The sequence below is a fragment of the Pseudomonas shirazica genome (genome assembly GCF_015168335.1).
GTDB classification, from domain to species: Bacteria; Pseudomonadota; Gammaproteobacteria; order Pseudomonadales; family Pseudomonadaceae; genus Aquipseudomonas; species Aquipseudomonas asiatica.
This window is the reverse complement of the sequence record NZ_CP063456.1, coordinates 1,194,077-1,210,803: the sequence shown is the minus strand read 5'-3', so window position 1 is coordinate 1,210,803 and position 16,727 is coordinate 1,194,077. Positions and strand designations below refer to the sequence as shown.

15 protein-coding genes are annotated in these 16,727 nt (G+C 62.6%); 13 read left to right on the top strand and 2 right to left on the bottom strand.

The window, feature by feature from the left end:
- Nucleotides 1-243 precede the first annotated feature (243 nt).
- The 7 genes from puuE to IMX18_RS05535 all read left to right on the top strand — a co-directional run bounded on the left by puuE (nucleotide 244) and on the right by IMX18_RS05535 (nucleotide 7,265).
- Entirely contained in the window at nucleotides 244-1,170 is a 927-nt protein-coding gene (gene puuE, locus IMX18_RS05565; RefSeq protein WP_013973531.1) for an allantoinase PuuE, read from the top strand.
- Nucleotides 1,170-1,685: a 2-oxo-4-hydroxy-4-carboxy-5-ureidoimidazoline decarboxylase gene (gene uraD, locus IMX18_RS05560; RefSeq protein WP_013973532.1), complete on the top strand. Its 516-nt coding sequence runs from the start codon at nucleotides 1,170-1,172 to the stop codon at nucleotides 1,683-1,685. Before puuE ends, uraD begins: the two co-directional genes overlap by 1 nt.
- A 56-nt stretch (nucleotides 1,686-1,741) precedes the next feature.
- Complete coding sequence (locus IMX18_RS05555; protein ID WP_003259500.1) at nucleotides 1,742-2,245, top strand: ureidoglycolate lyase; 504 nt, start codon at nucleotides 1,742-1,744, stop codon at nucleotides 2,243-2,245.
- Between the two features lie 59 nt (nucleotides 2,246-2,304).
- Nucleotides 2,305-3,624 carry a urate hydroxylase PuuD gene (locus IMX18_RS05550; RefSeq protein WP_217191034.1) on the top strand — a complete coding sequence of 440 codons (1,320 nt, stop codon included), beginning with the start codon at nucleotides 2,305-2,307 and terminating at the stop codon, nucleotides 3,622-3,624.
- 225 nt (nucleotides 3,625-3,849) lie between these two features.
- On the top strand, nucleotides 3,850-5,205 hold the full coding sequence (locus IMX18_RS05545) for a nucleobase:cation symporter-2 family protein (RefSeq protein WP_013973535.1): 1,356 nt from the start codon (nucleotides 3,850-3,852) through the stop codon (nucleotides 5,203-5,205).
- Nucleotides 5,206-5,345: 140 nt separating this feature from the next.
- Nucleotides 5,346-6,131, top strand: coding sequence for an outer membrane protein OmpK (locus IMX18_RS05540; protein WP_015271165.1), 786 nt, complete (start codon nucleotides 5,346-5,348; stop codon nucleotides 6,129-6,131).
- Nucleotides 6,132-6,482: 351 nt separating this feature from the next.
- The gene (locus IMX18_RS05535; RefSeq protein ID WP_003259506.1) at nucleotides 6,483-7,265 is read left to right on the top strand and encodes an outer membrane protein OmpK; all 783 of its coding nucleotides are present in this window, start codon (nucleotides 6,483-6,485) and stop codon (nucleotides 7,263-7,265) included.
- Nucleotides 7,266-7,402: 137 nt separating this feature from the next.
- Here IMX18_RS05535 and IMX18_RS05530 read toward each other — a convergent pair whose 3' ends face one another.
- The gene (locus IMX18_RS05530) at nucleotides 7,403-8,317 is read right to left on the bottom strand and encodes a DUF808 domain-containing protein (RefSeq protein ID WP_015271166.1); all 915 of its coding nucleotides are present in this window, start codon (nucleotides 8,315-8,317) and stop codon (nucleotides 7,403-7,405) included.
- 132 nt (nucleotides 8,318-8,449) lie between these two features.
- On the opposite strand from IMX18_RS05530, the gene IMX18_RS05525 reads away from it, so the two are divergent.
- A complete protein-coding gene (locus tag IMX18_RS05525) occupies nucleotides 8,450-9,061 on the top strand; it encodes a TetR/AcrR family transcriptional regulator (protein ID WP_015271167.1) in 612 nt (203 codons plus the stop codon).
- 139 nt (nucleotides 9,062-9,200) lie between these two features.
- Here the strand turns inward: IMX18_RS05525 and IMX18_RS05520 are convergent, their stop codons facing one another.
- Nucleotides 9,201-9,641 (bottom strand): GlcG/HbpS family heme-binding protein, encoded by a 441-nt coding sequence (locus tag IMX18_RS05520; protein WP_013973539.1) that lies wholly within the window; start codon nucleotides 9,639-9,641, stop codon nucleotides 9,201-9,203.
- A 257-nt stretch (nucleotides 9,642-9,898) separates the two neighbouring features.
- On the opposite strand from IMX18_RS05520, the gene gcl reads away from it, so the two are divergent.
- From gcl to pyk, 5 genes are all read left to right on the top strand, one after another.
- Nucleotides 9,899-11,674, top strand: a complete 1,776-nt coding sequence (gene gcl, locus IMX18_RS05515) for a glyoxylate carboligase (protein ID WP_015271168.1) — start codon at nucleotides 9,899-9,901, stop codon at nucleotides 11,672-11,674.
- A gap of 68 nt (nucleotides 11,675-11,742) precedes the next feature.
- Nucleotides 11,743-12,525, top strand: a complete 783-nt coding sequence (hyi, locus tag IMX18_RS05510) for a hydroxypyruvate isomerase (RefSeq protein WP_003259508.1) — start codon at nucleotides 11,743-11,745, stop codon at nucleotides 12,523-12,525.
- Nucleotides 12,526-12,706: 181 nt separating this feature from the next.
- A complete protein-coding gene (locus IMX18_RS05505; RefSeq protein WP_003259509.1) occupies nucleotides 12,707-13,600 on the top strand; it encodes a 2-hydroxy-3-oxopropionate reductase in 894 nt (297 codons plus the stop codon).
- Between the two features lie 258 nt (nucleotides 13,601-13,858).
- Nucleotides 13,859-15,133, top strand: coding sequence for a glycerate kinase type-2 family protein (locus IMX18_RS05500; RefSeq protein WP_015271169.1), 1,275 nt, complete (start codon nucleotides 13,859-13,861; stop codon nucleotides 15,131-15,133).
- The gene (gene pyk, locus IMX18_RS05495) at nucleotides 15,130-16,545 is read left to right on the top strand and encodes a pyruvate kinase (protein ID WP_013973542.1); all 1,416 of its coding nucleotides are present in this window, start codon (nucleotides 15,130-15,132) and stop codon (nucleotides 16,543-16,545) included. Before IMX18_RS05500 ends, pyk begins: the two co-directional genes overlap by 4 nt.
- Nucleotides 16,546-16,727 lie beyond the last annotated feature (182 nt).

Here is a 16,727-nt window from a genome sequence, read left to right as displayed (position 1 = left end):
CCCTGAGCGACCCACCGATCGCAAAGACAGGCCTGGTAACGACACCAACGTCATTAGCTGACCAATCAGGCAGGTTTCTTGCACTGTTTTTCCAGGTCGCTGCGAGGCGACAAAAGGGAAGAAATGCGGAAAAACAGGCTTACAAAAGATTTCAGAAGTTGTATACAATCAGCCCATCCGGTGGTGCGACATCCCGACGCGGTCCGCCCACCCCCGCACAAACGCACAAGAAGGAAGACTGCAGTGAGCGCTGACTACCCTCGCGACCTGATCGGTTACGGCAACAACCCTCCTCACCCGCAATGGCCGGGCAACGCTCGCATCGCGCTGTCTTTCGTCCTCAACTACGAGGAAGGTGGCGAACGCAACATCCTGCACGGTGACAAGGAGTCCGAAGCGTTCCTCTCGGAAATGGTCGCCGCCCAGCCACTGCAGGGCGTGCGCAACATGAGCATGGAATCGCTGTACGAGTACGGCAGCCGTGCCGGCGTGTGGCGCCTGCTGAAGCTGTTCAAGGACAGCGGCGTGCCGTTGACCATCTTCGCCGTGGCCATGGCCGCCCAGCGCCACCCCGACGTGATCCGTGCGATGGCCGAGGCCGGTCATGAAATCTGCAGCCACGGCTACCGCTGGATCGACTACCAGTACATGGACGAGGCCCAGGAGCGCGAGCACATGCTCGAAGCCATCCGCATCCTCACCGAAATCACCGGCGAGCGCCCGCTGGGCTGGTACACCGGCCGCACCGGCCCGAACACCCGTCGCCTGGTGATGGAGGAAGGCGGCTTCCTGTATGACAGCGACACCTACGACGACGACCTGCCCTACTGGGAGCCGAACAACCCTACCGGCAAGCCGCACCTGGTGATCCCCTACACCCTCGACACCAACGACATGCGCTTCACCCAGGTACAGGGCTTCAACTGCGGCGAGCAGTTCTTCCAGTACCTGAAGGACGCCTTCGATGTGCTGTACGCCGAGGGCGCCGAAGCACCGAAAATGCTGTCCATCGGCCTGCACTGCCGCCTGGTCGGCCGCCCGGCGCGCCTGGCCGCACTGAAGCGCTTCGTCGATTACGCAAAAAGCCATGACCAGGTCTGGTTCGCCCGTCGCGTGGACATCGCCCGCCACTGGCACGCCACCCACCCGTACAAGAAAGAGAACGCCTGATGACCGCCTTCAAGACCCTCAAGCCATCCGCCCTGGACCGCGACGCCTTCGTCAAGGCCTTCGCCGACATCTACGAGCACTCGCCGTGGGTAGCCGAAAAAGCCTATGACCTGGGCCAACTGGGCGAACTGGACGAGATCGAGGCGCTGCACCAGCGCATGAGCGACATCCTGCTCAGCGCCAACCACGCCGACCAGTTGGCGCTGATCAACGCTCACCCGGACCTGGCCGGCAAGGCCGCCATCCAGGGCGAGCTGACCGAATCGAGCACCAACGAGCAGGCCGGCGCCGGTATTCACCAGTGCACCGCCGAAGAGTTCGCCCGTTTCACCGAACTGAACGACGCCTACAAGGCCAAGTTCCAGTTCCCGTTCATCATGGCGGTAAAAGGCAGCAACCGGCACCAGATCCTCGCCTCCTTCGAAAAACGCATCCACAACGATGCCGATGCCGAATTCAAGGAAGCCCTGGCGCAGATCAACCTGATCGCCCTGTTCCGCCTGCTGCAGCTGTAAAGCCGCCGCAACGCTTGAGCCTTATCCAGAACAACGAACATAGAAGAGATATCCGCATGCGCACCCTGATGATCGAGCCCCTGACCAAAGAAGCCTTCGCCCCCTTCGGAGACGTGATCGAAACCGACGGCAGCGACCACTTCATGATCAACAACGGCTCGACCATGCGCTTCCACAAGCTCGCCACGGTCGAAACCGCCGAGCCTGAAGACAAGGCGATCATCAGCATCTTCCGCGCCGACGCGCTGGACATGCCGCTGACCGTGCGCATGCTGGAACGCCATCCGCTGGGCAGCCAGGCTTTCATCCCGCTGCTCGGCAACCCCTTTCTGATCGTGGTCGCGCCAGTTGGCGATGCACCTGTATCAGGTTTGGTCCGAGCCTTCCGCAGTAATGGCAGGCAGGGCGTTAATTACCATCGCGGCGTCTGGCACCACCCGGTGCTGACGATCGAAAAGCGGGATGACTTCCTGGTGGTTGATCGCAGTGGTTCCGGCAACAACTGCGACGAGCATTACTTCACCGAGGAACAGATGCTGGTCCTCAATCCCCACCAATAAGAAAAGGTCGGTCATTCAAGGGCATTGCCCGAGCGGGTGACCGGCAAGAGGTACATACTGTGGAAGCACACCTTCACGAATGGCTGAACCTGAGCATTCGCTGGGTTCACATGATCACCGGTGTCGCCTGGATCGGTGCATCGTTCTACTTCGTCTGGCTGGAGAACCACCTGAACCGAAGCAACCCGCGCGATGGGTTGTCGGGTGATCTCTGGGCAATTCACGGCGGTGGTATTTACCACCTGGAGAAATACAAGCTCGCCCCCCCGAAAATGCCCGAGAACCTGCACTGGTTCAAATGGGAGGCCTACTTCACCTGGATGTCCGGTATTGCGCTGCTGTGCGTGGTGTTCTACTGGAACCCGACCCTGTACCTGCTGGCCCCCGGCAGCACCTTGAGCGGTGCCGAAGGCGTGGCCATCGGTATCGGCTCGCTGATCGCCGGCTGGTTCATCTACGACTTCCTGTGCGACTCGCCCCTGGGCAAGAAGCCAGCGCTGCTCGGTGCAGTACTGTTCGTGCTGATCATCGCGGCATGCTGGGGCTTCAGCCTGGTGTTCAGCGGCCGTGGTGCGTACCTGCACACCGGCGCGATCATCGGCACCATCATGGTCGGCAACGTGTTCCGCATCATCATGCCGGCCCAGCGCCAGCTGGTTGCGGCGATCGAGAACAACCAGACCCCAGACCCGGTACTGCCGGCCAAGGGCCTCCTGCGCTCGCGACACAACAACTACTTCACCCTGCCGGTGCTGTTCATCATGATCAGCAACCACTTCCCGAGCACCTACGGTAGCCAGTACAACTGGCTGATCCTGGCCGGTATCGCAGTAGCCGCGGTCCTGATCCGCCACTACTTCAACACCCGCCACGACAGCAACAAGTACGCCTGGACCCTGCCGGTCGGCGCCCTGGCGATGATCTGCCTGGCCTATGTCACCGGTCCGAAACCGATGGCCGTCAGCCCTGAGCAAGCCGCGGCGAAGGTCGAGTACCAGCCACTGCCCGCGACCGCTGTAGGTGGCAAGACCGCCGCCGAGCAACGCGCCGAAGACGCCGCCAAGGCTGCCGCAGCGCCGGCCGAAGCCCCTGCCCAGGCCAACGCCCAGGCTGGCGGCGAGAGCTTCGACAAGATCCACAATGTCATCCAGGAACGCTGCACCGTGTGCCACTCGTCCAAGCCGACCAGCCCACTGTTCAGCGCCGCCCCTGCCGGCGTGATGTTCGACACCCCGCAGCAGATCCAGGCCCAGGCCGCGCGCATCCAGGCGCAAGCGGTCGCCAGCCAGATCATGCCGCTGGGCAACATCACCCAGATGACCACCGAAGAGCGCAAGCTCGTCGGTGACTGGATCGCCAAAGGCGCCCCGGTCAACTGATAGCACCTCGCCAGGCAACCCGTTCCCAAGGGGGATCACCTCCCCCTGTGGGAGCGGGCGTGCCCGCGAAGAGGCCGGCAAAGCCAGCCTCAGGCTTCATGTATTACGCAACAAGCAAGCATCGAGCGTTCGACCTCTAGCGGGAACCCCAGGCTGCCTCCACCGGGCCTGCCGCCTGAGCCCGGCGCTTGGATCCGAGAATAAAAACAAAACTCGAGGTGCTGCATGTCCGAGTCACGCAAGGCGTACATCCCTGTTGCGCCGCCGCGCGAGCCCTTGCCCCTGTTCCAACTGATCCTGGTTGGCCTGCAACACGTTCTGCTGATGTACGGCGGCGCGATCGCCGTGCCGTTGATCATCGGCCAGGCCGCCGGGTTGTCCCGTGAAGAAGTCGCTTTCCTGATCAACGCCGACCTGCTGGTCGCTGGCGTCGCCACCATCATCCAGTCCTTCGGTATCGGCCCGGTGGGCATCCGCATGCCGGTGATGATGGGTGCCAGTTTCGCTGCCGTCGGCAGCATGGTGGCCATGGCCGGCATGCCAGGGGTGGGCCTGCAGGGGATCTTCGGCGCGACCATTGCCGCCGGGTTCTTCGGCATGCTGATCGCGCCGTTCATGTCCAAGGTCGTACGCTTCTTCCCACCCCTGGTTACCGGCACGGTGATCACCTCGATTGGCCTGTCGCTGTTCCCGGTGGCAGTCAACTGGGCCGGTGGTGGCCAACAGGCAGATACCTTCGGCTCGCCGATCTACCTGCTGGTGGCCGGCCTGGTACTGGCGGTAATCCTGCTGATCAACCGCTTCATGCGCGGTTTCTGGGTCAACGTGTCGGTGCTGGTGGGCATGGGCCTGGGCTACATCCTGGCCGGCTCCATCGGCATGGTCGACCTGTCGGGCCTGAACGACGCACCGTGGCTGCAAGTGGTGACCCCACTGCACTTCGGCATGCCGACCTTCAGCCTGGCGCCGATCCTGTCCATGTGCCTGGTGGTGGTGATCATCTTCGTCGAGTCCACCGGCATGTTCCTGGCCCTGGGCAAGGTGACCGATCGTGAAGTTACCCCAGGGATGCTGCGTCGCGGCCTGCTGTGCGATGCCGGTGCGTCGTTCATCGCCGGCTTCTTCAACACCTTCACCCACTCCTCGTTCGCCCAGAACATCGGCCTGGTGCAGATGACCGGGGTGCGCTGCCGCTATGTCACCATCGTGGCCGGTGCACTGCTGATCCTGCTCAGCCTGCTGCCCAAGGCGGCCTTCCTGATCGCCTCGATCCCGCCTGCGGTACTGGGCGGCGCGTCCATCGCCATGTTCGGCATGGTCACCGCCACCGGGATCAAGATTCTCCAGGAGGCGGACATCGGCGACCGTCGCAACCAGCTGCTGGTTGCAGTGAGCGTCGGCTTCGGGTTGATCCCCGTGGTACGTCCGGAGTTCTTCGCCCAGATGCCCCAGTGGATGGAGCCCATCACCCACAGTGGCATCGCCATGGCCACGGTTAGTGCCCTGGTGTTGAACGTGCTGTTCAACATCCTTGGTGGTGCCGACCGCGCGGTGCACAACGAAGCCTGTCACCAACATTGAGCCAGACGGGGCGGCGCATGGCCGCCCCGCATTCACACAGGCAGTAAACGCAACACCGTCGGCCCGCCGGAATGGGCCGCCCGGGGCGCCTGCGCGCCAAATAAACCGCCAACAAAAACAATAAGTCCGGGAATCACAACATGAAGCGCATCACCACGTCCCTGTTGCTGGGCAGCAGCCTGCTGGCCACCCTCCCCTCGCATGCAGGCGAATGGCTGCAATGGCACGGCGAAAGCCTGACCTACCTGTACGGCAAGGACTTCAAGGTCAACCCTGATATCCAGCAGACCATCACGTTCGAGCACGCCAACAAATGGAAGTACGGCGACACCTTCATGTTCGTCGACAAGATCTTCTACAACGGCAAGGCCGACGCCAGCAAAGGCGTCACCACCTACTACGGCGAGTTCAGCCCACGCCTGTCATTCGGCAAGATCTTTGACAAGAAGCTGGCCTTCGGCCCGATCAAGGACGTACTGCTGGCAATGACCTACGAGCGCGGCGAAGGCGACAACGAGGCCTACCTGATCGGCCCAGGTTTCGACCTGAACGTCCCCGGCTTCAACTATTTCACCCTGAATTTCTACGTGCGCAACACCGAGGGCAGCCGCCCGGGTGACAACGTCTGGCAGATCACCCCCGGCTGGTCCTACACCATCCCCGTGGGCAGGTCCGACATTCTGATCGACGGCTACATGGACTGGGTCACCGACAATGACCAGACCCGCCGTGGCACCTACCACGCCAACCTGCACTTCAACCCGCAGGTGAAGTACGACCTGGGCAAAGCGCTGAACCTGGGCGCCAAGCAGCTGTACGTGGGCTTTGAGTACAGCTACTGGAAGGACAAGTACGGCATCGACAGCCGCGGCAATCTGGAAAGCAACCAGAGTGTCGCCAGTGCGCTGATCAAAGTGCACTTCTAGAAAACTGACCAAACGCACAAGTTTGTTCCACTCTGCTCCAGGACGGAGCACTTGAGGCAAGGCGCGCAAGCCAGTAATCTGCGCGCCCCCTCGATCAGGGCAGAACGGATTCTGCCTGCGTTTACTGACCGCTCAGTCAATGAATACGGGCGGTTGGCCAACGTGTTGCCAGCCTGAAAGACCCTTTTCATCCGTTCAGAACGAAGTCGAGCAGGAAGGTTTTGCCAGCCCAGGAAAGTTGGCTCAACCCTTGCCAAACAGCTGTGGCCTATCGAAAAAAGCTGACTCAAAAGACAAAAAGCGCCAATAACGAGCGCTGACAACAGATCAATCAAGGGAGCGACATTCGCAATGCGTACCATCAACAGCCTGATCCTCGCCGGCGGCCTGCTGGCCTGTGGCACCACCTTCGGCGGCGACCTGCTGCAATGGCAGAACAACAGCCTGACCTACCTGTGGGGCAAGAACTTCAAGGTCAACCCGTCGATCCAGCAAACCGTGACCTTCGAGCACGCTGATGGCTGGAAGTACGGCGATAACTTCATCTTTGTCGACAAGATCTTCTACCAAGGCCAGAAAGATGAGGGCAACGGCCCGAACACCTACTACGGCGAAATCAGCCCGCGCCTGTCGTTCGGCAAGATCTTCGACCAGAAGATCGGGTTTGGCCCGGTCAAGGACGTACTGCTGGCGATGACCTACGAGTTCGGTGAAGGTGATACCGAGTCTTACCTAATCGGCCCTGGCTTCGACCTGGACATCCCAGGCTTCGACTACTTCCAGCTGAACTTCTACAACCGCACCACCGACGGCAGCCGCGCCGGCGACAACGTGTGGCAGATCACCCCGGTGTGGTCGTACACCATTCCGGTCGGTTCGTCCGATGTGCTGATCGACGGCTTCATGGACTGGGTGGTGGACAACGACGAGAACCGCCGCGGCACCTACCAGGCCAACCTGCACTTCAACCCGCAGATCAAGTATGACCTGGGCAAGGCCTTGCACCTGGGCGAGAAGCAGCTGTATGTGGGTGTGGAGTACGACTACTGGAAGAACAAGTACGGCATCAAGGATTCCGATGCCTTCACCACCGACCAGAACACCATGAGCTTCCTGCTCAAGGTTCACTTCTGATCGGAGCATAGGGGCTGCTGCACAGCCCCTCGCGGCACAAGGCCGCTCCTACAGGTACGGCACAGGTTTCGGAAACTGTGTATTCCCTGTGGGAGCGGGCTTGCCCGCGAACCGGGGCAAAGCCCCGGCCATGCAAATCAGGTGGCCGGCCGAACCGCCCGCCACAATTTCCCCGCAATGCCCACCACGGCCAGCACCACCGCACCGGCCACAACCCCAACACCGCCGTTCAGCAGTGCCACGGTCAACGCCCCGCCACGCCCTTCGCTAAATGCCTCGATCGCATGATGCAGAGGTGCGATGCCATGCACCAGGATCCCGCCACCAACCAGGAACATGGCCGCCGTGCCGATCACCGACAGGCTCTTCATCATGTATGGCGCGGCACGCAGAATGCCGTTACCCACCGCCCTGGCCAGGCGTGATGCCTTGCGGGTCATCCACAGCCCCAGGTCATCGAGCTTGACGATACCGCCCACCAGCCCGTACACGCCGATGGTCATGACCACCGCAATACCCGACAGCACGACGATCTGCTGGGTCAACGGCGAGTCGGCAACGATGCCCAGGGTGATGGCGATGATTTCTGCCGACAGGATGAAGTCGGTACGTACAGCGCCCTTGATCTTGGCTTTCTCGAACGCCACCAGGTCGACATTGGCATCGGCCACCGCCTCCTTGAGCGCTTCGTGCTCGGCGTCAGTCTCGGCCTTGCTGTGCAGGAACTTGTGCGCCAGCTTCTCGAAGCCCTCGAAGCAAAGGTAGGCACCGCCCAGCATCAGCAACGGCGTCACCGCCCAGGGAATGAACGCACTGATCAGCAGCGCCGCCGGCACCAGGATGGCCTTGTTCACCATCGAGCCCTTGGCTACTGCCCACACCACAGGGATCTCGCGCTCGGCACGTACCCCGGTGACCTGCTGGGCATTCAGCGCCAGGTCATCGCCCAGCACGCCTGCGGTCTTTTTCGCCGCCACCTTGGTCATCACCGAGACGTCATCGAGCACAGTGGCGATGTCGTCGATCAGTACCAGTAGACTGCTTCCTGCCATGTTTGCCTGCATCCAGAAGAGTGAGTGCCCAGGATTCTAGCCCAAAGCCGCTGCCTTGAGCGCCCGTCGAGCCCGGTGCTACCATGCCCGATCCCTCTTAGAGGTGGCCAGACACGAGGAAGATCCCTGACCATGAGCACCATTCGCGAGCGCAACAAGGAACTGATCCTGCGCGCGGCCAGCGAGGAATTCGCCGACAAGGGCTTCGCCGCCACCAAGACCAGCGATATCGCGGCCAAGGCCGGCCTGCCCAAGCCGAACGTGTATTACTACTTCAAATCCAAGGACAACCTCTACCGCGAGGTCCTGGAAAGTATCATCGCGCCGATCATGCAGGCGTCGACCCCGTTCAATGCCGACGGTGACCCGAAGGAAGTGCTGAGTGCGTACATCCGCTCGAAGATCCGCATTTCGCGCGACCTGCCGCATGCGTCCAAGGTGTTCGCCAGCGAGATCATGCACGGTGCCCCGCACCTGTCGCCGAACCAGGTAGCGCAGCTGAACGAGCAGGCGCGACATAACATCGAGTGCATCCAGCGCTGGATCGACCGCGGGCAAATCGCCCATGTGGATGCGCATCACCTGATGTTCAGCATCTGGGCAGCGACCCAGACCTATGCCGATTTCGACTGGCAGATCTCTGCCGTGACCGGCAAGGCCAAGCTGGCCGACAGCGACTATGACGCGGCGGCGGAGACCATCATCCGCATGGTGCTCAAGGGGTGTGAGCCTGAGCTAGCCTGACAGGGCCAGTGGGGCTGCCTTGCAGCCCTTTCGCGACACAAGGCCGCTCCTACAAGGGATCGCGTACTACCTGCGATCCCTTGTAGGAGCGGCCTTGTGTCGCGAAAGGGCCGCAAAGCGGCCCCAGCCATCTTCAGCCTTACGCCGCTACCCCGGCATCCGCCTTCAACCCCACCTCCTCGATCGCACTGATCGCGCACTGCTCGTCGATATCCGACGTATCCCCGCTGATCCCTACCGCACCCAACACCTTGCCGTCCTGATCACGCACCAGCACACCACCCGGCGCCGGCACCACCGGTCGCTCGCCCAACCCGTTCAGCGCGGCAAAAAATGCCGGCCGCTGCTGCGCGTCCAGCGCCAGCAGGCGCGACCCCTTGCCCAGGGCAATCGCCCCCCAGGCCTTGCCGGTAGCCACCTCCGGCCGGATCAGGCTGGCGCCATCCTCGCGCTGCAGCGCCAGCAAGTGGCCGCCGGCATCCAGCACCGCCACGGTCAGTGGCGCGGCGTTGATCTTGCGGCCCGCCGCCAGCGCGGCATTCACCAGGCTGACCGCGACTTTCAGGTTCAAAGCGTTCATGGAAAGGTCCTCTTCTTGTTGTGAGAAGCCCTGAGGGCAGGTGAAAAACCGATAAGCCAATAGAACACAACTGAATCTTTTTTTGTATACAATAAATTGAAACGATCGTATGCGAGATTGCAAACGCCCGTTTTCACGGGCGCTTGAACGAAAGCGGCCTCGTCCGACGAAAACCCGTTGACCTGAGCGGCCAGCCGTGAATACACTCTGGCACAAAGCAAGTTGTATACAATTACAAAATCGATGAGGCACAAACCATGAGCAAAATGAGAGCAATCGATGCAGCCGTTCTGGTCATGCGCCGTGAAGGTGTAGATACCGCGTTCGGCATCCCGGGGGCTGCCATCAACCCGTTGTACTCGGCCCTGAAGAAAGTCGGTGGCATCGATCACGTCCTCGCTCGTCACGTCGAAGGCGCCTCGCACATGGCCGAGGGTTACACCCGTGCCAACCCGGGCAACATCGGCGTGTGCATCGGCACCTCCGGCCCAGCCGGCACCGACATGGTCACCGGCCTGTACAGTGCCTCCGCCGACTCCATCCCGATCCTCTGCATCACCGGCCAGGCCCCACGTGCCCGCCTGCACAAGGAAGATTTCCAGGCTGTCGACATCACCAACATCGTCAAGCCGGTCACCAAGTGGGCCACCACCGTTCTGGAGCCAGGCCAGGTGCCTTACGCCTTCCAGAAGGCCTTCTATGAAATGCGCACCGGCCGCCCAGGCCCGGTACTGATCGACCTGCCGTTCGACGTGCAGATGGCCGAAATCGAATTCGACATCGACGCCTACGAACCGCTGCCAGTGCACAAGCCGTCCGCCACCCGCGTACAGGCCGAAAAAGCCCTGGCCCTGCTCAATGACGCCGAGCGCCCGCTGCTGGTAGCCGGTGGCGGCATCATCAACGCCGACGCCAGCGACAAGCTGGTCGAGTTTGCCGAACTGACCGGTGTACCGGTAATCCCGACCCTGATGGGCTGGGGCACCATCCCGGACGACCACGCACAGATGGTCGGCATGGTCGGCCTGCAGACTTCGCACCGCTACGGCAACGCCACCCTGCTGAAATCCGACCTGGTGTTCGGTATCGGTAACCGCTGGGCCAACCGCCACACTGGTTCCGTCGACGTCTACACCGAAGGCCGCAAGTTCGTGCACGTGGACATCGAGCCGACCCAGATCGGCCGCGTGTTCACCCCGGACCTGGGTATCGTTTCCGACGCCGGCAAGGCACTGGACGTATTCCTCGAAGTGGCCCGCGAGTGGAAAGCCGCTGGCAAGCTGAAGTGCCGCAAGGCCTGGCTGGAAGACTGCCAGGAGCGCAAGGCAACCCTGCAGCGCAAGACCCACTTCGACAACGTGCCGGTCAAGCCGCAGCGCGTCTACGAAGAAATGAACCAGGTATTCGGCAAGGACACCTGCTACGTCAGCACCATCGGTCTGTCGCAGATCGCCGGTGCGCAGTTCCTGCACGTGTACAAGCCACGCCACTGGATCAACTGCGGCCAGGCCGGCCCGCTGGGCTGGACCATCCCTGCCGCCCTCGGTGTGGTCAAGGCCGATCCGAAGCGCAAGGTGGTCGCGCTGTCGGGTGACTACGACTTCCAGTTCATGATCGAAGAGCTGGCGGTGGGCGCACAGTTCAACCTGCCGTACGTGCACGTACTGGTGAACAACGCCTACCTGGGCCTGATCCGTCAGGCGCAACGTGGCTTCGACATGGATTACTGTGTACAACTGGCGTTCGAGAACATCAACTCGACCGACGCCGCCACCTACGGTGTCGACCATGTCGCCGTGGTCGAAGGTCTGGGCTGCAAGGCCATCCGTGTATTCGAGCCGGCCGAGATCGCCCCTGCCCTGCTCAAGGCACAGAAGATGGCCGAAGAGTTCCGCGTGCCGGTGGTGGTCGAAGTGATTCTCGAACGTGTGACCAACATTTCCATGGGCACCGAGATCAACGCGGTCAACGAGTTCGAAGACCTGGCCCTGGTCGGCAACGACGCGCCAACCGCCATCTCGCTGCTGGACTGATCGCCTGACGCCCCCGTGCCGGCCCCTACCTGAGGGCGCCGGGGGCCTTCATCGCAAGGAGACACAACATGCCTCGCTTCGCTGCCAACCTGTCCATGCTGTTCACCGAACAGGACTTCCTGGCCCGCTTCAAGGCTGCCGCCGATGCTGGTTTCAGCGGCGTCGAATACCTCTTCCCGTACGACTTCAGCGCTGCCGAGATCAAGCAGCAGCTGGACGCCAACGGCCTGACCCAGGTGCTGTTCAACCTGCCGGCGGGCGATTGGGCCAAGGGTGAGCGCGGTATCACCTGCCACCCTGACCGCGTCGAGGAATTCCGCGCCGGTGTCGACAAGGCCATCGAATACGCCAAGGTGCTGGGCAACACCCAGGTCAACGCCCTGGCCGGCATTCGCCCACAAGGCCCGGACTGCGCCACCGTGCGCAAGACCTTCGTGGAAAACCTGCGCTACGCCGCCGACAAGCTGAAAGCCGCCGGGATCCGCCTGGTCATGGAAATGATCAACACCCGCGACATCCCCGGCTTCTACCTGAACACCACCAAGCAGGCCCTGGAGATCCAGGCCGAGGTTGGCAGCGACAACCTGTTCCTGCAGTACGACATCTACCACATGCAGATCATGGAAGGTGACCTGGCTCGTACCATGGAAGCCAACCTGAAACTGATCAACCACATCCAGCTGGCCGACAACCCCGGCCGCAACGAGCCAGGCACCGGCGAGATCAACTATCGCTTCCTGTTCGAGCACCTGGACCGCATCGGCTACCAGGGCTGGGTGGGCGCGGAGTACAAGCCGCTGACCACCACCGAAGCGGGCCTGGGCTGGCTGAAGACCCATAACGCAATCTAAGGCTGAGCGGGGTCCCATGACACATGCCTGACCCTGTGGGAGCGGGTTCATCCGCGAATGCGATGTCGGCTTCACTGCCGCTTTCGCGGGTAAACCCGCTCCCACAGAGTTTTGTGTCCAACAAGGGGGCCTGTGCAGCCTGCTCCATCGAGATTCAACAAATACAACGAGGTAATCTCTCATGGCTAAAATCGGTTTCATCGGCACCGGCATCATGGGCAAGCCCATGGCTCAGAACCTGCAGAAAGCAGGTCACAGCATCTTCATTTCCACCCACCACGACGCTGCCCCGGCCGACCTGATCGCCGCCGGTGCCGTGGCCCTGGCCAACCCGAAGGAAGTTGCCCAGGAAGCCGAGTTCATCATCGTCATGGTCCCCGACACCCCGCAGGTCGAGAGCGTCCTGTTCGGTGACAACGGCGTGGCCGAAGGCGTGGGCCCGAACAAGGTCGTGATCGACATGAGCTCGATCTCCCCTACCGCTACCAAAGCCTTCGCCGAGAAGATCAAGGCTACCGGCGCTGCCTACCTGGATGCCCCGGTGTCCGGCGGCGAAGTCGGTGCCAAGGCCGCGACCCTGAGCATCATGGTCGGTGGCTGCCCGAAAGCCTTCGAGCGCACCCTGCCGCTGTTCGAAGCCATGGGCAAGAACATCACCCGCGTCGGTGGCAATGGCGACGGCCAGACCGCCAAGGTGGCCAACCAGATCATCGTTGCCCTGAACATCCAGGCCGTTGCCGAAGCCCTGCTGTTCGCCGCCAAGAATGGTGCCGACCCGGCCAAGGTACGTGAAGCCCTGATGGGCGGCTTCGCCTCGTCGAAGATCCTCGAAGTGCACGCCGAGCGCATGATCAAGGGCACCTTCGACCCAGGTTTCCGCATCAACCTGCACCAGAAGGACCTGAACCTGGCCCTGCAAGGCGCCAAGGAACTGGGCATCAACCTGCCCAACACCTCCAATGCACAGCAAGTGTTCAACACCTGCCAGGCCCTGGGCGGCGGCAACTGGGACCACTCGGCGCTGATCAAAGGCCTGGAGCACATGGCCAACTTCTCGATCCGCGACGACAAATGATCTAGATCCGGGGGCTGCTGCGCAGCCCTTTCGCGACGCAAGGCCGCTCCTACAACGGATCGCGGTCCCCTGTAGGAGCGGCCTTGTGTCGCGAAAGGGGCGCAAAGCGCCCCCAAAATCTCAGATCCAACACCTTTGAACCTGCGACCACAGCTTCAAGGGTGGCACCGAGCAACACCCGCCCCTGGTTCGGCCTGCACGGAGGCAGTTCCAGGGGCGTTTTTGATTCTGCAGAACAACAATAATTGGGAGCCTGCCATGTCGGTCGATCCGCAAAAACTTCTCCGCGAGCTGTTCGACACAGCCATCGCCGCCGCCCACCCTCGTCAAGTCCTCGAACCCTACCTGCCCGCCGACCGCAGCGGCCGGGTCATCGTCATCGGTGCCGGCAAGGCCGCAGCCGCCATGGCCGAAGTGGTCGAGAAGTGCTGGCAGGGCGAAGTCTCCGGGCTTGTTGTCACACGGTACGGTCACGGTGCCAACTGCCAGAAGATCGAGGTGGTCGAAGCCGCCCACCCGGTCCCCGATGCCGCCGGCCTGGCTGTGGCAAAACGCGTGCTGGAACTGGTCAGCAACCTCAGTGAAGACGACCGCGTCATCTTCCTGCTGTCCGGCGGTGGCTCAGCACTGCTGGCCCTGCCCGCCGAAGGCCTGACCCTGGCCGACAAGCAGCAGATCAACAAGGCACTGCTGAAATCCGGCGCCACCATCGGCGAGATGAACTGCGTGCGCAAGCACCTCTCGGCGATCAAGGGCGGCCGCCTGGCCAAGGCCTGCTGGCCGGCCACGGTGTACACCTATGCCATTTCCGATGTCCCGGGCGACCTCGCCACGGTGATCGCCTCCGGCCCTACCGTGGCCGACCCGAGCACCTCGGCCGATGCCCTGGCCATCCTCAAGCGCTACAACATCGAAGCGCCCAAGGCCGTTATCGACTGGCTCAACAACCCCGCCTCGGAAACCGTCAAGGCCGACGACCCGGCCCTGGCCCGCAGCCACTTCCAGCTGATCGCCAAGCCCCAGCAGTCGCTCGAAGCCGCCGCGGTCAAAGCCCGCCAGGCCGGGTTCAGCCCGCTGATCCTCGGCGACCTGGAAGGCGAATCACGCGAAGTGGCCAAGGTGCACGCCGGTATCGCCCGGCAGATCGTCCAGCACGGCCAGCCGCTGAAAGCGCCCTGCGTGATCCTGTCCGGCGGCGAAACCACCGTGACCGTGCGCGGCAATGGCCGTGGCGGGCGCAATGCCGAGTTCCTGCTCAGCCTCACCGAAAGCCTGAAAGGCCTGCCGGGCGTGTACGCCCTGGCCGGTGACACCGACGGTATCGATGGCTCGGAAGAAAACGCCGGCGCCTTCATGACCCCGGCCAGCTACGCCCGCGCCGAAGCCTTGGGCCTGTCGGCCAGCGACGAGCTGGACAACAACAACGGCTACGGCTATTTCGCCGCCCTGGATGCGCTGATCGTCACCGAGCCGACCCGCACCAACGTCAACGACTTCCGCGCCATCCTGATCCTCGAGACTGCCCAATCATGACGCCTGATAAAAAAGTAAAGATCCTCGCCACCCTCGGCCCTGCGATCAAAGGCATCGACGACATCCGCCAACTGGTAGAAGCCGGGGTGAATATCTTCCGCCTCAACTTCAGCCACGGCGAGCATGCCGACCACGCCCTGCGCTACCAGTGGATCCGCGAAGTCGAGCAGCAACTGAACTACCCACTGGGTATCCTCATGGACCTGCAAGGGCCGAAGCTGCGCGTCGGCCGCTTTGCCGACGGCAAGGTGCAGCTGCAACGCGGCCAGGCCCTGCGCCTGGACCTGGACAACACCCCGGGCGACAGCCGCCGGGTCAACCTGCCGCACCCCGAGATCATCGCCGCCCTCGAGCCGGGCATGGACCTGCTGCTGGACGACGGCAAGCTGCGCCTGCGCGTCACCGCCAAGCACAGCGACGCCATCGACACCGAAGTGCTGGCCGGTGGAGAGCTGTCCGATCGCAAGGGTGTCAACGTGCCGCAAGCGGTGCTCGACCTCTCCCCGCTCACCGAGAAAGACCGCCGCGACCTGGCCTTCGGCCTGGAGCTGGGCGTGGACTGGGTGGCCCTGTCGTTCGTACAGCGCCCCGAAGACATCACCGAAGCACGCCAGCTGATCGGTGACCGTGCCTACCTGATGGCGAAGATCGAAAAGCCATCGGCAGTCGAACAGCTGCAAGCCATCGCGGAGCTTGCGGATGCGATCATGGTGGCCCGTGGCGACCTGGGCGTGGAAGTGCCGGCCGAAAGCGTGCCGCAAATCCAGAAACGCATCATCGGCACCTGCCGCCAACTGGGCAAACCGGTGGTGGTGGCCACCCAGATGCTCGAATCCATGCGCTTCTCGCCAGCGCCGACCCGCGCCGAAGTCACCGACGTGGCCAACGCCGTGGCCGAAGGTGCCGATGCGGTGATGCTGTCGGCCGAGACTGCCTCGGGTGAGTACCCGCTGGAAGCCGTGCAGATGATGAGCAAGATCATCCGCCAGGTGGAGAACGGCCCGGACTACCAGGCCCAGCTCGACGTTGGCCGGCCGAAGGCCGAGGCCACCGTATCGGACGCCATCAGCTGCGCCATCCGCCGTATCAGCGGCATTCTGCCGGTGGCGGTGCTGGTCAACTACAGCGAGTCGGGCGCCTCGACCCTGCGCGCGGCACGCGAGCGGCCACGGGCACCGATCCTCAACCTCACCCCGAACCTGGCCACCGCGCGTCGCCTGAGCGTGGCGTGGGGCGTGCACTCGGTAGTCAACGACCGCCTGCGCCAGGTGGACGAGGTTGTATCCACCGCACTGGAGATTGCCCAGGCACAAGGCATGGCCAGCCGTGGCGACACGCTACTGATCACCGCCGGTGTGCCTTTCGGCAAACCAGGGTCGACTAACACGCTGCGGATCGAGACCTTGATCTGAGATTTCGGGGGCGCCTTGCGCCCCATTCGCAGCACAAGGCTGCTCCTACAAAGGGACCGCGAAAACCTCCCGCTGCGCGGTCCCTTTGTAGGAGCAGCCTTGTGCTGCGAATGGAGGGCAAAGCCCTCCTCGTACACAGAAACACCACAACTGCGGAAAACCCGAGGCCCAAAGAGGCCCAC